General features: G+C 69.8%; 16 protein-coding genes. 10 read left to right on the top strand and 6 right to left on the bottom strand.

From position 1 onward, the window contains the following. The first annotated feature begins 8 nt into the window (after positions 1-8). A complete protein-coding gene (locus AC0699_RS21620; protein WP_478662574.1) occupies positions 9-1,610 on the top strand; it encodes a hypothetical protein in 1,602 nt (533 codons plus the stop codon). Between the two features lie 42 nt (positions 1,611-1,652). Here AC0699_RS21620 and AC0699_RS21615 read toward each other — a convergent pair whose 3' ends face one another. Then, positions 1,653-2,060 carry a hypothetical protein gene (locus tag AC0699_RS21615; RefSeq protein ID WP_478662571.1) on the bottom strand — a complete coding sequence of 136 codons (408 nt, stop codon included), beginning with the start codon at positions 2,058-2,060 and terminating at the stop codon, positions 1,653-1,655. A 154-nt stretch (positions 2,061-2,214) separates the two neighbouring features. Between AC0699_RS21615 and AC0699_RS21610 the strand changes: the two genes are divergently transcribed. Both AC0699_RS21610 and AC0699_RS21605 read left to right on the top strand, forming a co-directional pair. Further along, positions 2,215-3,051, top strand: a complete 837-nt coding sequence (locus AC0699_RS21610; RefSeq protein WP_478662569.1) for a helix-turn-helix domain-containing protein — start codon at positions 2,215-2,217, stop codon at positions 3,049-3,051. Next, the gene (locus AC0699_RS21605) at positions 3,048-3,284 is read left to right on the top strand and encodes a DUF397 domain-containing protein (protein ID WP_478662567.1); all 237 of its coding nucleotides are present in this window, start codon (positions 3,048-3,050) and stop codon (positions 3,282-3,284) included. The genes AC0699_RS21610 and AC0699_RS21605 overlap by 4 nt, the downstream gene beginning before the upstream one ends. Before the next feature lie 51 nt (positions 3,285-3,335). On the opposite strand, the gene AC0699_RS21600 is transcribed toward AC0699_RS21605, so the two are convergent. Beyond that, positions 3,336-3,794, bottom strand: coding sequence for a carboxymuconolactone decarboxylase family protein (locus AC0699_RS21600; RefSeq protein ID WP_469770828.1), 459 nt, complete (start codon positions 3,792-3,794; stop codon positions 3,336-3,338). An 82-nt stretch (positions 3,795-3,876) separates the two neighbouring features. On the opposite strand from AC0699_RS21600, the gene sigJ reads away from it, so the two are divergent. After that, on the top strand, positions 3,877-4,761 hold the full coding sequence (gene sigJ, locus AC0699_RS21595) for an RNA polymerase sigma factor SigJ (RefSeq protein WP_478662564.1): 885 nt from the start codon (positions 3,877-3,879) through the stop codon (positions 4,759-4,761). 192 nt (positions 4,762-4,953) lie between these two features. On the opposite strand, the gene AC0699_RS21590 is transcribed toward sigJ, so the two are convergent. The 3 genes from AC0699_RS21590 to AC0699_RS21580 form a co-directional block, all read right to left on the bottom strand. Then, the gene (locus AC0699_RS21590; RefSeq protein ID WP_478662562.1) at positions 4,954-5,367 is read right to left on the bottom strand and encodes a PIN domain-containing protein; all 414 of its coding nucleotides are present in this window, start codon (positions 5,365-5,367) and stop codon (positions 4,954-4,956) included. Then, entirely contained in the window at positions 5,364-5,630 is a 267-nt protein-coding gene (locus AC0699_RS21585) for a hypothetical protein (RefSeq protein WP_478662559.1), read from the bottom strand. Before AC0699_RS21585 ends, AC0699_RS21590 begins: the two co-directional genes overlap by 4 nt. A gap of 465 nt (positions 5,631-6,095) precedes the next feature. Beyond that, the gene (locus AC0699_RS21580) at positions 6,096-6,683 is read right to left on the bottom strand and encodes a TetR/AcrR family transcriptional regulator (protein ID WP_478662557.1); all 588 of its coding nucleotides are present in this window, start codon (positions 6,681-6,683) and stop codon (positions 6,096-6,098) included. Positions 6,684-6,830: 147 nt separating this feature from the next. On the opposite strand from AC0699_RS21580, the gene AC0699_RS21575 reads away from it, so the two are divergent. The 3 genes from AC0699_RS21575 to AC0699_RS21565 all read left to right on the top strand — a co-directional run bounded on the left by AC0699_RS21575 (position 6,831) and on the right by AC0699_RS21565 (position 10,039). Next, on the top strand, positions 6,831-7,739 hold the full coding sequence (locus AC0699_RS21575; RefSeq protein ID WP_478662556.1) for an NADP-dependent oxidoreductase: 909 nt from the start codon (positions 6,831-6,833) through the stop codon (positions 7,737-7,739). Between the two features lie 151 nt (positions 7,740-7,890). Beyond that, positions 7,891-9,015 carry a PP2C family protein-serine/threonine phosphatase gene (locus AC0699_RS21570; RefSeq protein ID WP_478662555.1) on the top strand — a complete coding sequence of 375 codons (1,125 nt, stop codon included), beginning with the start codon at positions 7,891-7,893 and terminating at the stop codon, positions 9,013-9,015. 832 nt (positions 9,016-9,847) lie between these two features. After that, the gene (locus AC0699_RS21565; RefSeq protein ID WP_478662553.1) at positions 9,848-10,039 is read left to right on the top strand and encodes a hypothetical protein; all 192 of its coding nucleotides are present in this window, start codon (positions 9,848-9,850) and stop codon (positions 10,037-10,039) included. A gap of 109 nt (positions 10,040-10,148) precedes the next feature. Here the strand turns inward: AC0699_RS21565 and AC0699_RS21560 are convergent, their stop codons facing one another. After that, positions 10,149-10,997 (bottom strand): glycoside hydrolase family 19 protein, encoded by an 849-nt coding sequence (locus tag AC0699_RS21560; RefSeq protein WP_478662734.1) that lies wholly within the window; start codon positions 10,995-10,997, stop codon positions 10,149-10,151. A gap of 989 nt (positions 10,998-11,986) precedes the next feature. Here AC0699_RS21560 and AC0699_RS21555 point away from each other — a divergent pair. The 3 genes from AC0699_RS21555 to AC0699_RS21545 all read left to right on the top strand — a co-directional run bounded on the left by AC0699_RS21555 (position 11,987) and on the right by AC0699_RS21545 (position 15,793). Next, entirely contained in the window at positions 11,987-12,772 is a 786-nt protein-coding gene (locus AC0699_RS21555) for an IPT/TIG domain-containing protein (RefSeq protein ID WP_478662550.1), read from the top strand. Positions 12,773-12,930: 158 nt separating this feature from the next. After that, positions 12,931-13,929: an IPT/TIG domain-containing protein gene (locus tag AC0699_RS21550; RefSeq protein WP_478662548.1), complete on the top strand. Its 999-nt coding sequence runs from the start codon at positions 12,931-12,933 to the stop codon at positions 13,927-13,929. Between the two features lie 343 nt (positions 13,930-14,272). Further along, the gene (locus tag AC0699_RS21545; RefSeq protein ID WP_478662545.1) at positions 14,273-15,793 is read left to right on the top strand and encodes an Ig-like domain repeat protein; all 1,521 of its coding nucleotides are present in this window, start codon (positions 14,273-14,275) and stop codon (positions 15,791-15,793) included. The last annotated feature ends 41 nt before the right edge of the window (positions 15,794-15,834 follow it).

The raw sequence follows: 15,834 nt of genomic DNA, 5'->3' as shown, positions 1-15,834 counted from the left end.
AGAACGCGATGACGACACCCCCGACACCCCCGACACCCCCGACGGTCGCGACACCCGCGACGGTCGCCGGGCGTGCCCTGTCGGACTGGTCACGCGAAGGGCGCTTCGGCACCTGGCACGCCCTGAAGCCGGGCCCCGCCGACGAGTCTCCTCTCGGCGTGCTGCGGATCGACCGCGCGCTGCTCGCTCCGCAGGGTGCGCGGGAGCGGCTTGCGGCCGCGGTGCTCGCCGTGGCGAAGCTCCGGCTGCCGGGTGTACCGGCGACGGTCGACCTCGTGGCCGAGGCCGGTGACGTCTGGCTGATCGTCGCGCGCCCGTCGGCTCCCACGGTCGCCGACCTTCTGGCCGCGGGCGCGTCCGGTCCGGGCGCGCCCGGACCGGACGCGGGCAGCGCGGCGAGCGTCCTCAACGAGACCGCGCAGACCCTGCTCGCGCTGCACGCTGCCGGCCTCGCCCACGGATCGCTCACCGCCGACCGTGTTGTACTCGCCCCGGACGGCACCGCCCTGCTCGCCGAGGCCTCGCTGGCCACGGCGCTGGCCGACGACGCCTCGACGGCCTCCGCCCAGCACGACGACATCACCGCGTGGGCGGCGCTCGCCCGTACTCTCGGCACCGCCTGGGCATCGCCCGGCACACCGGCGGCCGACCTCTTCGCCCGCTGCTCCGGCGCCGCCGTGTCCGACGGTCTCGCCGCGGCACGTGCCACTCTTACTTCGGGGCGTGCGGCACTTCCCCAGGACTTCCTGCGCCGGACCGCACTGCGGGCGGCGGCAGCCACCGCCTTGACGGACCTCATGGAGGCGCCGGGGCGCAGCGCGATCGGGACGGAGGAGACGGACGGTGTGGCGTCCGCTTCCAAGGCCACCGACCCGGAGGTGGTGGGTGGTGCGACTGTCGAAGGCGAGGCCACCGACCCGGAGGTGATCGGTGGTCCGACTGTCGAAGGCGAGGCGACCGAGCCCGAGGCGGCCGACAGCGACGCCACCGTCCTCGGCCGGCGCGGTCGGTCCCCGCAGCCCGCCACCGCCTCGGACGAACAGGTCACCGTCCTCGGCAAACGGAATCGCCCCACCGCCCCGACACCCGCCGGAGTCGATGACAGCGACATCGTGCTGCGCTTCGGCCCCGGCATTCCCCTTGGTGAAGAGGAAAGCCTCCGCGCCCTGTGGCCGACCGCCGAACCCGCGCACACACGCGCGCACACACGCCGGCGGCGAGCCGCCTGGCTCGGGACGGCCGCGGTACTGACCGTGGTCGCCGTCGTACTGTGGCTGCTGCTGCGCCCGACGTCCGGCCCGACGGTGACGGCGGCCGAAGTCGAGGCCCCCACGGAGCGGTTGAGCTGCGGCCAGACCGCTGATGTGATCGGCGTCATGACCACCGACGGTCGCGGCGGGCCGATAACCTACCGCTGGCTGCGCAGCGACGGTCAGGAGTCCGGCGAGCTGACCCACACGGCCCGCCGCGGCGACCGCGAGGTCAGCGTCCACCTCCGCTGGACGGTCCGTGGCCCCGGCCTGTTCCAGGGCACCGCCCGCCTCCAGGTTTTGCGTCCCACCGGCCCTCCGATCGAGGCCGAGGGCACCTTCCGCTACTCCTGTACATGACGCGAGGGACGGCCGCGCTCGCGTGGACCAGCTCGTCCTGAGTCAGCCCAGCAGCTCGATGGCCGCCGTGCGCAGGAGGACCGGGTGTACGAAGCGGTCCGCGGCGGCGGGCGGGAAGCGCCAGGCGAGCGGCCAGGTCGGCCCGTCCAAAGCGGGAACCGGTACGTAACTGGCGGAGCCGCTCACCGAGTTGTAGCGGGTCACCCCGCGCGGCCAGGGGCGCATCACCGTGCTGGCGGCCGGGAGGAGGAAGTAGACGCCCCGGCAACCGTTCGCCTCGGTCACGACGGGGCCCGGGTCGCCGCCCGTCATGCGATCCATCAGGTCGGCCAGCCGACGCCCGTCGTCGCCGTCGACGCGTACGGCGTCGAAATGCACGCCGGCCTTGCGGAGCTGGAATCCGGAGGCGGGAATCCAGTCGAGGTTCACCTCGCCAGTTCGCGTATTCACAACGCCAGTCTGACCGCTTGCAGTTAGCGTTTTCCATGACCGGGCCGAGGCGTCGCAGGTCGGTTGACCTGCGTAAACGTGCCTTGAGTCGGGTCGAATTCGGCGGGGACGAGTAGTGACCGGTTGAGACCGGTTGAGTCGAATGGTGATCGCAATGGCGCGAGCGGAAAACAAGCAATTGGCGGGTCCGACGGCACGGCTGGTGGCGGATGTCGCACGCAAGTTGCGCGTACGGAAGGGGTGGACACAGGAGCAGCTCGGCAAGGAGATCGGCTTCACGGCATCGGCGGTGAGCGCGATGGAGACGTGCGCCCAGCCGGCGAGCGACGAGATGCTCGTGCAGCTGGAGCGGGTGCTCGGGGACGGGCTGGAGATCTTCGAGCAGGCGCGGCTGTACATCCGGATGGAGAAGTATCCGGCGCAGTTCAAGGACTACGCGCTACTGGAGCAGAAGGCAGTGGGGCTGCATCTGTACGCGACGTTCGTCGTGCACGGGCTCTTCCAGACGGAGGAGTACGCGCGGGCACTGATCGGCGGCGGGTATCCGCCGCTGTCGGAGCAGAGGGTGGAGGAGCTGGTCGAGGCGCGGATGGCACGCAAGGTGCTGTTCGAGCGGGAGCCGGTGGCGCTGATCGAGCTGGTGCTGGAGGAGTCGGCGCTACGGCGGACGATCGGCAACAAGGATGTCATGCGTGGCCAGATGCGGCACCTTGCGGAGTGCGCGAGGCGGCGTAACGTGACGCTTCAGGTATTACCAATGGACTGCGGTACTGGTGGCGAACACGCAGGCGACCGTGGCGAGTTGAACCTGGTGGAGACCCCGGAACATGACCACCTGGTTTATCTGGAACCACAGGACGAGAGCCTGCTGATCAAGGACCCTTCAAAGGTGAGTACGTACGCCCAGCGATATGCGAAGATCCGGGCACAGGCCCTGGGCCCTCGCGAATCGCTGGGCCTCATCGAGCGGTTGGCGGGAGAGCAGAGATGACCAACAGTCTGCGCTGGTTCAAGTCCAGCTACAGCAGCTCTAGCGGCGGTGACTGCATCGAAGTGGCCTTCGACTGGCGCAAGTCCTCGTACAGCAGCCCCAGCGGCGGCGACTGCGTCGAGGTCGCCACCTGCCCCCACACCATCCACATCCGCGACTCCAAGGTCACCGACGGCCCCACCTTCGCCGTCGCCCCCTCCGCCTGGACGACGTTCCTCGCCTGGGCGGAATGAGCCGGCGGTACGGGCCCGGCCGTGCACCGGGCCCGTACCGCATCGAACACGTCAGGCTCCCAGGGAGCCCGCGACCTGGCGGGTCGCCGCGTTGAGCCGGTTCCAGACGTTGATCGTGGCGATCGCCAGCAGCAGCGCGCTGAGCTGCGCCTCGTCGTAGTGCTTGGCCGCCTCGTTCCAGATCTCGTCCGGCACCGGGTCCGAGGAGTCGGCGATGCGGGTGACGGCCTCGGTCAGCGCCAGGGCCGCGCGCTCGGCGTCCGTGAAGTACGGGGCGTCGCGCCAGCCCGCCACGGTGTCGATGCGCTCGTCGCTCGTACCGGTCTTGCGCAGGTCGCGGGCGTGCATGTGGAGGCACACGCCGCAGCCGTTGATCTGGCTCGCCCGCAGGTTGACCAGCTCCAGCAGCTCGTCCGAAAGGCCCGTCGACTTGGTCGACTTGCCCAGCGCCAGCAGCGCCTGCATGGCGGACGGGACGACGAAAGCGGGGTGCTTCATCCGTGCTTCCATGGTTCTCTCCTCAAGATCGAGTCTCAGCTGTTCGGTTTGGATCGTCACTGCACTGACGGATCGCGACGGGAGAATGTGACCGGTGGACGAAGAAGAATTTCTGGCGGAGCGCTTCGAGGCGCATCGGACCCATCTGCGCTCGGTGGCGTACCGGATGCTCGGTTCCCTCGCCGAGGCCGACGACGCCGTCCAGGAGGCCTGGCTGCGGCTCAGCCGCTCGGACACGGACGACGTGCAGAACCTGGGCGGCTGGCTGACCACGGTCGTGGGCCGCGTATGCCTGGACATGCTGCGGTCACGGACGGCAAGGCGCGAGGATCCGATGGAGGTCTACGTACCGGACCCGATCATCAGCAGCATCAGCGGCACGGACCCGGAGCAGGAGGCCCTCGTCAGCGACTCCGTCGGGCTCGCGATGCTCGTCGTACTCGACACGTTGTCGCCCGCCGAGCGGCTCGCGTTCGTCCTGCACGACATGTTCGCCGTGTCCTTCGACGAGATCGCCCCCATCGTGGGGCGCACCCCGACCGCGACCCGGCAGCTCGCGAGCCGGGCCCGGCGCCGGGTGGGCGCGGCGCCGGCGCCGGACCCGGATGTGGCGCGGCAGCGCGAGGTCGTGGACGCGTGGGTCGCCGCCACGCAAGCCGGCGAATTCGACGCCCTGCTCTCGCTCCTCGACCCGGACGTCGTCCTGCGGGTGGACGGCGGCGTCCTGGCCGCGGGCGCGACGAAGCTGGTCCGCGGCGCGGAGTCGGTGGCCGGCCAGGCGCTCATGTACCAGCGCTTCGCGCCGTACGGACGCCTCGCTCTCATCAACGGGCTGCCTGGCCTCGTCTCCCTGCCCGAGGGCAAGCCGGTCGCGGTCCTGGCCTTCACCGTCTCCGGCGGCAAGATCGTCCAGCTCGACATCCTGAACGACCCGGAGCGCCTGCGGAGTCTGGACCTGACGGTCCTGGGCGACGGGTAGGAAGCTCGAACCCGGGAAGAGAAACAGCCCGGCGGTCGGCCAGGTCCTGTCCTGCCGACCGCCGCGATTCCCGCTTGCACCCCGTCTTTCCCAGGGGCCCTGAGCCTGATCCAGGGCACGGCGTGCCGCCGGGGGCCGGTGTCGCGGGGCCCGGGCGCGATCCGGGCCCCGCCCCGTGTGTGGGGGCCCGGCTCAGTCGACGATCCGGATCGCCCGGACGCCGGTGCCCTCGTACCGCGCGGGCGACCGGGTGAGGATCGGGCGGCCACGTGGCCATTCGACGGACGGCTGTGCGAGGTGCAGCGCGTGGGCGCCACTCCAGTCGTCGCCCTGGGCCCGGAGACGCTTGCCCACAGCGGCAGCCCCGGCGAAGTCCAGCTCTGTGATGTCCACGGAGGGAAGCGAGCCGACATGCTCGGCCACGCCCGCGCGGTCGCCCTCGGCGACCGCCAGGCACACTGCGGGAATGTAGATCCGTAGCGTCGGGTCGTTCTCCGCTTCCACTACGAGGGTGGAGGTCATACGGTTCCCTGCGCCGAGCGCGAGGGCGGCGGTGTCGTCGAAGACGACGGCGCGTGGCGGCGGGTAGTCGCCCCTCTTCTTCACTGCACCTCCCCGATGCGCCCGGACACGATGTCGGACCACAGCTTCTTGCCGGCCTTGGCGTCCTCTTCGGTGTACGGCCTGCCGAGGAAGTGCTCTTCGACGTACGCCTTGGTCTCCTCGCGCCGCTGGGCCAGCTCCTCCTTCGTGGGCGTGGCCCCAGCCAGCTGCGCCACCAGATCGCGCATGGTGAGGCCGCGGTCCCGGGCGAGCTCCTGGAGGCGGTCTCGGACGGCGGGGTCGACCTTGATCGTGGTGTCAGCCATGACGAAAGTATACCGGCGGTATACCGCCTCGGGGCGTTCGAGCACGACAGTCATTGGTGCTCCGTTTCTCTTCAAGGGTCTGGGCGCGCGCCTCGGTGGCGATGACTGTACGGCCGGACAATGTGATTGCGGCACATGCCAAAGGTATTGGCCAGAGCCGGAGTTGGGGCACACGCTGCGCCATCCCCCCTCCCCGACCTGTGAGTTCACGCGGAACAGGGGCGACGCGCCCTGTGCGACCACCCCCGTTCCCGTTCACCTCGTTCACCCCTCAGGGGGACGCCTGACCTCGGGCCGGATTGAGGCACAGCGGCAGTCAGGAGCTGGGCAAGCGTCACGAGAGGGCATCCCGAGTGGGCATGGGCTCCTGGTGACACTCTCCACGCCTTCAAGCCGGTCTCACTACGGCGAGAATGATCTCCGCGGACGGGTGGCCGCCGGGGCATGGACGTGGGCCTGCCCGAGTCACACGCCGGAGTCGACCGTGGTGAGCCATTGGGCGACGACGGCGTCGATGAACTCGTCGGTGACGTCACGCCGGTCGAGGAAGAGGCGGGACATGACCGGCCCGTACAGCAGCGTGTATTCGTCGGCGGTGATCTGTCGGCCCGACGGCTCCAGGAGCTTGCTGAGGGCTGCGTGCCGGTCGGCCCCGATGCGCGTGAGGGCTTGGGCGCTGTCGGGGTCGTAGTCGGCCTCGGCGGTGACGGCCAGCACTGCGGCGCGGGTGGCCGGGTCGTTCAGGCCGGCGCGAAGGCTGGTCAGCCAGGCGGTGGCGACGGTGCGCAGGTCGTCGCCGGGCTCGGGGTAGCCCACGTCGGGGCCTTCCAGGATCAGGTCGAAGAGCAGGGCCGCGCGGGTGGGCCAGTGCCGGTAGAGGGTCTGCCGGGTTACGGACGCCCGTTCGGCCAGCAGTGCATACGTCAGCCCGGTGGGCCCGACCTCCGGCAGCAGTTCGCGGGCCACGGCCAGAACGCGGGCGCGGGTGCGCTGGACCCGGGGGTTGCTGATCGACGGGCGGCGGGCCCATGCGGGCGTCGGCTCTTCCGGCATGTGCGCATCATCCCACAGCAATCATACGCATTGCGTGATGCACGGCCCTCTCGCAATCATACGCACTGCGTGATACACAGGGATGGCAATCATACGAGCTGAATGAATCAGGTCGTGTGCTGTCTCCATCCCCTCAGGGAGTTCCTGATGTCCACAGCGATCACCTTCTCCGCCTACGGCACTCCGGACGTGCTCACCGTCTCGCAGGTCGAGACCCCCCATCCGGGGCCGGGACAGGTCCGGATCCGGGTGCGGGCAGCCGCCGTCAACCCGATCGACGTGCGGATCCGCGCCGGTCTGATGGACGGCTTCTTCCCCGTCGAGTTCCCGATGGTCCCGGGCTGGGACGTGGCGGGCGTCGTCGACGCCGTCGGCGACGGCGCGAGCGCGGCCGTGGGCGACGAGGTCTTCGGCGTCGCCTCCGCCGGCGGCTACAGCGAGTACGCGCTGCTCGACCGGCCGGTGGTCAAGCCCGAGACGGTGTCGTGGGAGGTCGCCGCAAGCCTGGCCACCGTCGGCGAGACCGCGTTCCGCGCCCTGAAGCACCTGGGCGTGCAGGCGGGCCGGACGCTGCTCATCCACGGCGCCGCAGGCAGCGTCGGCATGATCGCCGTCCAGCTGGCCTCCGCCCAGGGCATCACCGTCGTCGGCACGGTCGCCGAGGACGACGTCGAGCGCGTCACCGCGCTCGGTGCCACGGCCGTCGGCTACGGCGACGGCTGGGTGCAGCGGGTCGAGGCCGCCGCCCCGAACGGGGTGGACTTCGTCTTCGACGCCTCCGGTGCGGGCGTGCTTGCCGACTCCGTCGCCCTGGTCGGCGACGCGGACCACGTCATCACCATCGCCGACCCGGCGTTCGCACAGCACGGGGTGCGTTTCACCGGAATGGACCCGGCCGACCGCTTCCCGGAGTCCCTTCCGGTGCTGGCCGAGCTGGCCGCGTCCGGCAAGCTCACCGTGCCGGTCTGGCGGACCTACCCGCTGGCGGAGGCGGCACAGGCGCACGCCGACCTCGAAGCCCGCCGCAACGACGGAAAGATCATCCTGCTGCCGTGACCCGGCCGGCGCGGGCGGAGCTCACCGGCTTGCTTGAGGGCACCGTGGCGCCGGGGCCACCGCCGGGCCCGGCAGACCAACGCTTCCGGGCCCCTGGGAGGCACAAGAGCACTGAGTGGAGCACTCGACCTCAGCGAGGCAGGCTGTACCCATGAGGTCGCTCTTCCGCTCGCCTCCTCGACCAGGAGCGGGCGGTCACAGCGGGGTCCTCTTCACGCTGGCGAAGTGCGTACCGTTCGCGATCGCGCTGGCCATTCTGGCCATCGAGTTCACGCCTGCGCACTTCATCTACACGGGCCCCCTTCTCACCGCGATGCCTGCGCTCGCCGCGGTGATGATGGGCCCCAAGGGCACCGCCTCGGCGGCGGCTCTCGCGTTGGCGGTCAGCGTGGCCACGGCCACGTACAACCAGGCCTGGGGCACCCTGCAGGTCTATACGAACTTCCTGGCTCTGGCCCTGGTGTCCGTGGCCGGATTCATCATGAGCAGTGCCGTGCAGGCGCGCAGACAGAGCGAGCTCGACCAGGTCCGCCGGATCGCCGTGGCAGCACAGGAGGTCGTACTGCGGCCCGTACCCCCGCGGCTGGGTCCGGTGCGGGTGGCCAGCATGTGCCTCGCGGCCGGGACTGAGGCACAGGTCGGCGGCGACCTGTACGAGGCCGTGGAGACGCGGTACGGCGTCCGGCTGATCGTGGGGGACGTCCGGGGCAAGGGGCTGTCCGCCATGCGCGCGGTCTCGGTGGCGCTGGGTGCGTTTCGTGAGGCCGCGCACTACGAGGACGACCTGGTGGAGGTCATGAACCACTGCGGGGCCGCGCTGCGACGGGAGCTCGACGTCCCGGACACGTACCCCCAGGAAGTCCTGATGGAGGGATTCACCACCGCGCTCATGGCCCAGGTGACGGACGAACCCGTGGTGCAACTCGTCAACCGTGGCCATCCGCCTCCGCTGGTACTGCACCACGGCAGGACCCAGGCCCTGATGCCCACCTCGCCACTGCCGCCTCTCGGCATGGAAGACCTCGTCGACGGCCCTCCCGCCAAGCCCGAGAGCTATCCGTTCGTACCCGGCGACCGTCTGCTGCTGTACACCGACGGCGTGATCGAAGCCCGCAACCGCGACAACGACTTCTTCGCCCTGCCCGAGACCATGGAGGGGATCCGCGCAGGCACCACCCCGTCGGAGTTCCTGGACGAACTGCACCAGGCATTGCTCCGCCACGCCGAGGGTCACCTGACGGACGACGTGGCGATGATCCTCGTCGACCGGCGATAGCCGCGCCTACCCGTACGCGGGGGCCGGGCACCTGCCGTGGCCCCGGCTCCATGCCGACGCGGAGCGGCTGCGGGGGCCGGCCCTGGCGGCCCTGAAGGTCCTGACGGTCCTCGACGGCTGAGATCCGTCCTCGCACGTCATCAATTAGTCCGGCTTACTGACAATTGTTGCGTTTCCGGCCCAGCGTGACGGTCGATCGGATGCGTACGGACCAAGCTCGCCGTTGGGTCCGGACAAGGACTTGCAAACCGATCGATCCGAGGAGAAATGCATGAGGTCTGACAACAGGACCGGGTTCCGACTGGGGCCGCTTCCCCGTCGGGACAAGTGGATGACCAGCGGCACGATCGCCTCGCTCGCGCTGGTCCTGACCGCCGGGCTGGTGAGCCCTTTCGCTGCCGCGGCCGCAGCTCAGGGCATGGGTGAACGGGTGAGCGCGTCGAGCCGCGCGAGCGGCGGAGGCGACAAGTGCGCGGACCGGCCGCGCCACGACAGACCGCTGACCGTTCTGAACTCGTCCGGCGGCGACAAGGACAAGTGCAAGAAGGGAGCGACAGGCCCGACGGGTCCCACAGGGCCGACCGGCCCCACGGGCGACACGGGCCCCACCGGCGACACGGGCCCCACCGGCGACACCGGACCGACGGGCGACACCGGACCGACGGGCGACACGGGCCCCACAGGAGACACCGGCCCTACAGGCGACACGGGCCCCACGGGAGACACCGGCCCTACAGGCGACACAGGAGCTACAGGCGACACAGGAGCTACAGGCTCCATCGTTGTCACTCGAGTAGAGGGACCGACCGTCGCTGTGCCTGGGGGCGGTTCCATGGCCAGCGTCGCCGAATGCCCAGAGGGCCAGAAAGCGATCTCCGGCGGCTGGGCCGCCAGCCCCGGGGTCATCCCAGGTCTCTCCGATCGGTTCACGACCGACGACCCCGGAGACAGCTGGACCGTCCGCGGCGACAAGCCGACCGCCGGCGACGGAAATATCGCCGCAAACGTGTTTTGCTCGCCCTGATGGCGTAGGGAACGCAGCGTGCGGGCAGTTCGCTCCGCTGAGCGGGGGTGGTGCGGCCGACGCCGTACCACCCCCGTCCCCGTCCGACGGGAATCAAGGAATCAGGGAATCAGCAGTACAGATTCCCGCCCGTCGGGACACCCAGGATCTGCGTGAACCGCTGGTAGTTGTTCACGCGGCTCTGGACCTGCGCCGGGTTCTTGCCGTCGCACTCCAGCGAGCCGTTGATCGAGCGGATGGTCTGACCGAAGCCGGCCTGGTTGACCATCGCGTTGTGGCCGGTCATCGTGCCGGGGCCGTTCTGGGTGTTCCAGTACCAGAGGCCGGTCTTCCAGGCGACGGCCGACTCGCGCTCGACGCGCCAGGGGTTGTTCAGCAGGTCGATGCCGAGTGCGTCACCCGCGGCCTTGTAGTTGAAGTTCCAGCTGAGCTGTATCGGGCCGCGGCCGTAGTACGCGGCCTGGCCGGCCGGACAGCCGTAGGGCTGGCTCCAGTCGCAGTAGTGGGGGTAGTTGGCGGTGTTCTGCTCGACGATGTGGACCAGGCCGCCCGTCTCATGTGCCACGTTCGCGAGGAAGGCCGCGGCCTCCTGCTTCTTCACCGTGTCACTGCCGGTGTTGGCGAAGGCGGGGTACGCGCTCAGGGCCGCGGTCAGGCCGCTGTACGTGTAGAACGAATTCCGGCTAGGGAACATCTGGTTGAACTGCGCCTCGCTGACGACGAAGCCCGAGGGGTCCGGATTGCCGCCACCGCCGCCGCAGGAGCCCTGGTCGGCCCAGACGTCGGAGGAACCAGGGGTCTCGTTCTGGGTCCACCACTTGGCCTGCCAGTTACGGCCGTTGTGGGAGGCGACCATGCCGCCGGTGTAGACGGAGGACGAGTTCCAGGCGGCGGCGCAGTCCGCCGCCGCGGCGGTGGAGGCGGGCAGGAACACCGCGAGTCCGAGGATCGCGACCATGGCGGCGAGTAAGGCCGTTATGCGACGTGACAACGTTATCAGCCTTCCGTGTGGGGGGTGTTGGGGTGGTAACGCCGTGCTGGGAGTGCCGCGGGGTACGAGAGCACTGAACCGGGAATGGTCTGGACCTGTCAAGGGTCTAGACCATGATTGTCGAACGGCGAAAGCCGGCGACTACACCGACGACATGGGCCGGCGGCATGGGCCGAGCATGCCCCACTCCGCCCCGAGCACTCAGCGGCGCCAGGCCCCGGCGCCAGGCCCCGGCGCCGGGCGAGAATGGCGACCGAGCCTTGCCCGCTCGGCCAACAACCCATGTCTGATTGCGAGTTCATAAACTCCGGCAAAAGCGGCGCGTTACGGGGCATGAATTCGTCGAAGCCACCGCGGACGCCACCGACGGCGGGGCTCAGCCCCGGACAGATGCGCAGCTCAGAACCTCGAGGAAAGTCAGGGCACCAGGGGAGCAAAAGCCCGGCGATTCACGACTGCTGGAGATCGACTCTCGGCAAGAATGCACAGCGGCGTACCCCCGCGCACAAATAGAGCTATTCGACGTTAATATGACAATCGCATAAGCCACTGATACCCCGAAATGCGCTCTGCCGGTGCCGGCATCCATCGGGTTGAATCAGATTCAGGCGAGACGGACCGCCCGGATCAATCGATCCGTCAGGATCAATCGATCCGTCGGCACTTCGCTCCGGATGGCCGGCCCTCCGCACGATGGCCAGCAGACCGTCCCGGCAAGACGCGGACCGTTCCACCGTGCGATGCCAGCCTCATGGCTTCGAGACGCCCCACTCGCCTGCGTCAACCGGTCGCGCTGCGTGCGCTCGAAGCGCTGCGGCAGCCCATCGGCTCCCTCACCCGGCTTCACATCCCGCCGCGAACGCCCGGGACTTGCCGTGAAGTCGCGGATTCGTACCGCACGCGGTCAGCCGCACGACTCCTGCCACGGGAGCACAACGAGCTCAAGGAGACCCGCCATGGCAACTCTCACCTCGCTGACACCCACCCAGAGCCACAACGGAATAACGCTCACCCTCACCGGCACGGGCCTGTCGGGCACGACCAAGGTGAACTTCGGAACGAAGAAGGTCAACCCCGCCACGGTCGGCGCCACGACCGTCACCGTCGTCATCCCGGTGCTGTGCCCCGGCCAGGTCAACGTCAGTGTCACCGCGGGTACTTCGACCAGCAATTCGCTGTCGTTCTTCTACATCGATCCCCCGGAACCCACCGGCCTCAGTGCCAACACCGGTCCGGCGACCGCCACTTCCCTGAGTGTCTTCGGCAGTGGCCTGCTGACCGCGACCGGGGTGACGTTCGGTGCCGTGGGCGCCGGGACCGCACTGACGGTCGTGTCGGACAGCGAGCTGACCGTCACCTGTCCCGCACACGGCGCGTTCACCGGCAGCACCGACACGGTGGACTGCACCGTCACCACGGCCGGAGGCACCAGCATCTCTCTCGGCGCCCCCACCCAGTACACCTACTACGACGTCCCGACCGTCACCAGCCTGGCTCCCACCTCGGGTGCGGTCGGTTCGGACACCACGGTCACCGGAACCAACCTGGTGGATGTCAGCAGCGTGACCTTCACCCCCACGGGCGGCGGTGCCGCGGTCGAGGCCGACTTCTCGAGCTTCTCGGCCACCACGCTGGTCGCCACCGTCCCCCCGGGGCTCACCGCGGGCACGTACGACGTCCGGGCCACCACTCCAGGCGGCCAGACCGCGATCGTCGCCGGTGACGTGTTCACCGTCATCTGATCCCCCGGCCCCACCGGCTCAGCGCCAACGGGTCGTCAGCACCTCGCCGGCCAGTCGGGCACGACCTGATGACCGCCGAGCGTGAACCCGCTGCGCCCTGGCCGACACACGTCAGTCAGGGCGCAGCATCCTGAGGAGCGCAGGAAGGAACAGGTCTCATGGCCCCGGTAGTGAGCAGTCTCAATCCCAACGCGGGACCGACCGCGGGAGGGACCTCGGTGACGATCAACGGCAGCGGCTTCACCGGGGTCACCGCCGTGAGGTTCGGAACGGTCTCGGCCGCGTTCACGGTGATCAGCACCAGCCAGATCACCGCCACCTCGCCGGCGGGCTCCGGGACGGTCAGCGTCACGGTCGTCGCGACGTCGGGCACGAGCAACGGCGTCGCCTACACCTACGTCGCGGCCCCGGTGCTCAGCTCCGTGGCACCGGGCCGGGGACCGACCGCGGGGGGGAACACGGTGACCCTCACCGGTACCGGCCTGTCAGGGGCCACCGGGGTGGAGTTCGACACGAGTCCGGCCGTCATCACCGGCAACACCTCCACCCTGGTCACCGTCACGGCGCCGGCGGGACCGGCCGCCCCCGCCGACGTCACGGTCACCACGCCGGGCGGCGTCAGCAATCCCTTGCCCTACTTCTACATCCCGGCTCCGACCGTCAGCCTGGTCAGCCCGGACAAGGGCCCGCTCGCCGGCGGAAACTCCGTCACCATCACCGGCAGCAACCTGACTCTCACCAGCACCGTCCGTTTCGGAGCCACTGCGGCCACCGGTGTCAGCATCGGCTCCGACAGCGAGGTCACGGCACTGGCCCCCAGCGGGTCGGGCACCGTGGCCGTCACCGTCACCACGCCGGGCGGCACCAGCACCAACGGGCTGGGAAACGCCTTCTATACCTACGTCGCGAATCCGTCCCTCAGCAGCCTCACCCCCTCGTCGGGTCCCGCCCTCGGCGGAACCACCGTCACCATCACCGGCAGCAACCTGACCTACGCCGACGAAGTGCGCTTCGGGAGCGTTTCGGTGCCCTTCGCCGCGGTCTCCAACACCCAGGTCGTCGCCATGGCCCCCGCAGGGGCTCCGGGGACGGTGTCGGTTGTCGTGCGCACCCCGGCGGGCACCAGCCCGGGCATCCCGTACCAGTACGTCACCTGAACCAGTACGCCACCCGAACCACAGCCCCGCCCTCGCACACACGGGACCGGCACCGGAACGGCCCCACGGCGGCGGCAACTCAGTTGCTCTGCCGCGGTGACGGCCATTCAGGTCGTAGACGGATATGCCCGAGTCTCAGTCATTTGATGATGGTATGCAGTGAGTGTGGCTTGTCGTGTGCCGGCCGCGGTCCCGTGCCGCGCCGGTTCCGTCCCTCCCGCATCCCTGATGCGACGTCCGCCGGCGGGATGCTGTGAAGAGAGGTGGACCAGGCATGATCCCTGGGGTTCGGACGGACCGTCACCGGCGCCCGGTACCAGGCGGGCGGCAAGCGGCCCGCACCGTGGCCCGCACCGCATCCGGCCCCGTGGGCCGCGCCGCGGCCGCGCTGCTCGCCCTGGTCCTCGCCGTCGTCTCCCCGGCCCTGCTCCCCCAGGTCCGGGCGACGGCCGCCGAGCCCGTCCCCTCCGGGACCTACGCCTACGTCACCAACGAAGCCGACAACACGGTGTCCGTGATCGACATCGCCAATCCGGCCGCTCCCGTTGCCGGCAGCCCCGTCCCGGTCGGCGCCGGGCCGGTCAGAGTGGCGGTCACCCCCGACGGCGCCAAGGCCTACGTCACCAACCAGAACGGCAACACGGTGTCGGTGATCGACACCGCGACCAACACGGTCAGTTCCACCATCCAGGTCGGGGCGCTCCCTGTCGGTGTCGCCGTCTCACCCGACGGCGCCAATGTCTATGTCACCAACGCGATCGACAACTCCGTCTCGGTGATCAGCACAGCGACCGATCAGGTCACCGCCACCATCCCGGTCGGCGCCGGACCGCTCGCGGTCGTCGTTTCTCCGGACGGCACGAAGGCCTACGTCGTCAACTCGAACGGCGACACCGTCTCGGTGATCAACACCGGGACGGGCCAGGTCACCGCCACCATCCCGGTCGGCGCGGCGCCGTTCGGGGCCGGAATCACTCCGGACGGCACGAAGCTCTACGTCACAAACTCGATCGGCGGTTCGGTGTCGGTCGTCGACACCGCCACCGACCAGGTCACCACCACCATCCCGGTCGGTACCGGACCGCTCGACGTCGCGGTCACTCCCGACGGCGCGAAGGCCTACGTCACCAACGGCAACGACAACACGGTGTCGGTCATCAACACCGCCACCGACCAGGTCACCACCACCGTCCCGGTCGGCGCCGGACCGATCGGTGCCGCCGTCACTCCCGACGGCGCGAAGGCCTACGTCACCAACGGCAACGACAACACGGTGTCGGTCATCAACACCGCCACCGACCAGGTCGTCATCACCATCCAGGTAGGCTCCGTACCGCTGGACGTCGCCTTCGGCACCGTGCGCGTGCACAACACGGCCACCACGACAACGATCGCCTCGAATCCCCTTCCGTCCACGTGCCGTCAGCGAGTGACCCTCGCCGCGACCGTGTCCGGCGCCGACGGCGATACGCCCGCCGACGGGACCGTCACCTTCTTCGACGGCACCACGGCCCTGGGTACCGTCCCCCTCGGCGACGGCAGGGCGGTCCTCGTCATCCCCGCCCTGCCCGTCGGGGACCACTCCCTCACCGCCCACTACAGCGGCGGCGCGACGTACGCCGAATCCACGTCCCCCGTCCTCGTCCACACCGTCGTGCCGGACGACGGCTGGACCGGCCACGACGGGCCCGGCCGTTGCGAGGACCGTCCGGACCACCCGGACCGTCCCGACCACTCGGACCGCCCCGACCGCCCGGACCCCCGACCGGACCACCCGGACCGTCCTCACCACCCGGAGCCCCGTCCGGACCACTCGGACCGTCCGGACCACGACCATGGAACGGGACAACGCCCGACAGTTTGACGCCCACAGCGTCTGAACGGGCGGCGAACATCGGCCGACGG

Source organism: Streptomyces sp. NPDC043870, from assembly GCF_056435785.1.
This window is presented reverse-complemented; position numbering and strand designations above follow the sequence as displayed.

Excerpts from the sequence above, each read along its gene's own strand:
- AC0699_RS21600 (WP_469770828.1), bottom strand. The coding sequence starts at position 3,794 with ATGGAAGCACGGATGAAGCACCCCGCTTTCGTCGTCCCGTCCGCCATG.
- AC0699_RS21610 (WP_478662569.1), top strand. The coding sequence starts at position 2,215 with ATGGCGCGAGCGGAAAACAAGCAATTGGCGGGTCCGACGGCACGGCTG.
- AC0699_RS21565 (WP_478662553.1), top strand. The coding sequence starts at position 9,848 with ATGGCCAGCGTCGCCGAATGCCCAGAGGGCCAGAAAGCGATCTCCGGC.
- AC0699_RS21585 (WP_478662559.1), bottom strand. The coding sequence starts at position 5,630 with ATGGCTGACACCACGATCAAGGTCGACCCCGCCGTCCGAGACCGCCTC.
- AC0699_RS21620 (WP_478662574.1), top strand. The coding sequence starts at position 9 with ATGACGACACCCCCGACACCCCCGACACCCCCGACGGTCGCGACACCC.
- AC0699_RS21550 (WP_478662548.1), top strand. The coding sequence starts at position 12,931 with ATGGCCCCGGTAGTGAGCAGTCTCAATCCCAACGCGGGACCGACCGCG.
- AC0699_RS21560 (WP_478662734.1), bottom strand. The coding sequence starts at position 10,997 with ATGGTCGCGATCCTCGGACTCGCGGTGTTCCTGCCCGCCTCCACCGCC.
- AC0699_RS21580 (WP_478662557.1), bottom strand. The coding sequence starts at position 6,683 with ATGCCGGAAGAGCCGACGCCCGCATGGGCCCGCCGCCCGTCGATCAGC.
- AC0699_RS21555 (WP_478662550.1), top strand. The coding sequence starts at position 11,987 with ATGGCAACTCTCACCTCGCTGACACCCACCCAGAGCCACAACGGAATA.
- AC0699_RS21570 (WP_478662555.1), top strand. The coding sequence starts at position 7,891 with ATGAGGTCGCTCTTCCGCTCGCCTCCTCGACCAGGAGCGGGCGGTCAC.
- AC0699_RS21575 (WP_478662556.1), top strand. The coding sequence starts at position 6,831 with ATGTCCACAGCGATCACCTTCTCCGCCTACGGCACTCCGGACGTGCTC.
- AC0699_RS21605 (WP_478662567.1), top strand. The coding sequence starts at position 3,048 with ATGACCAACAGTCTGCGCTGGTTCAAGTCCAGCTACAGCAGCTCTAGC.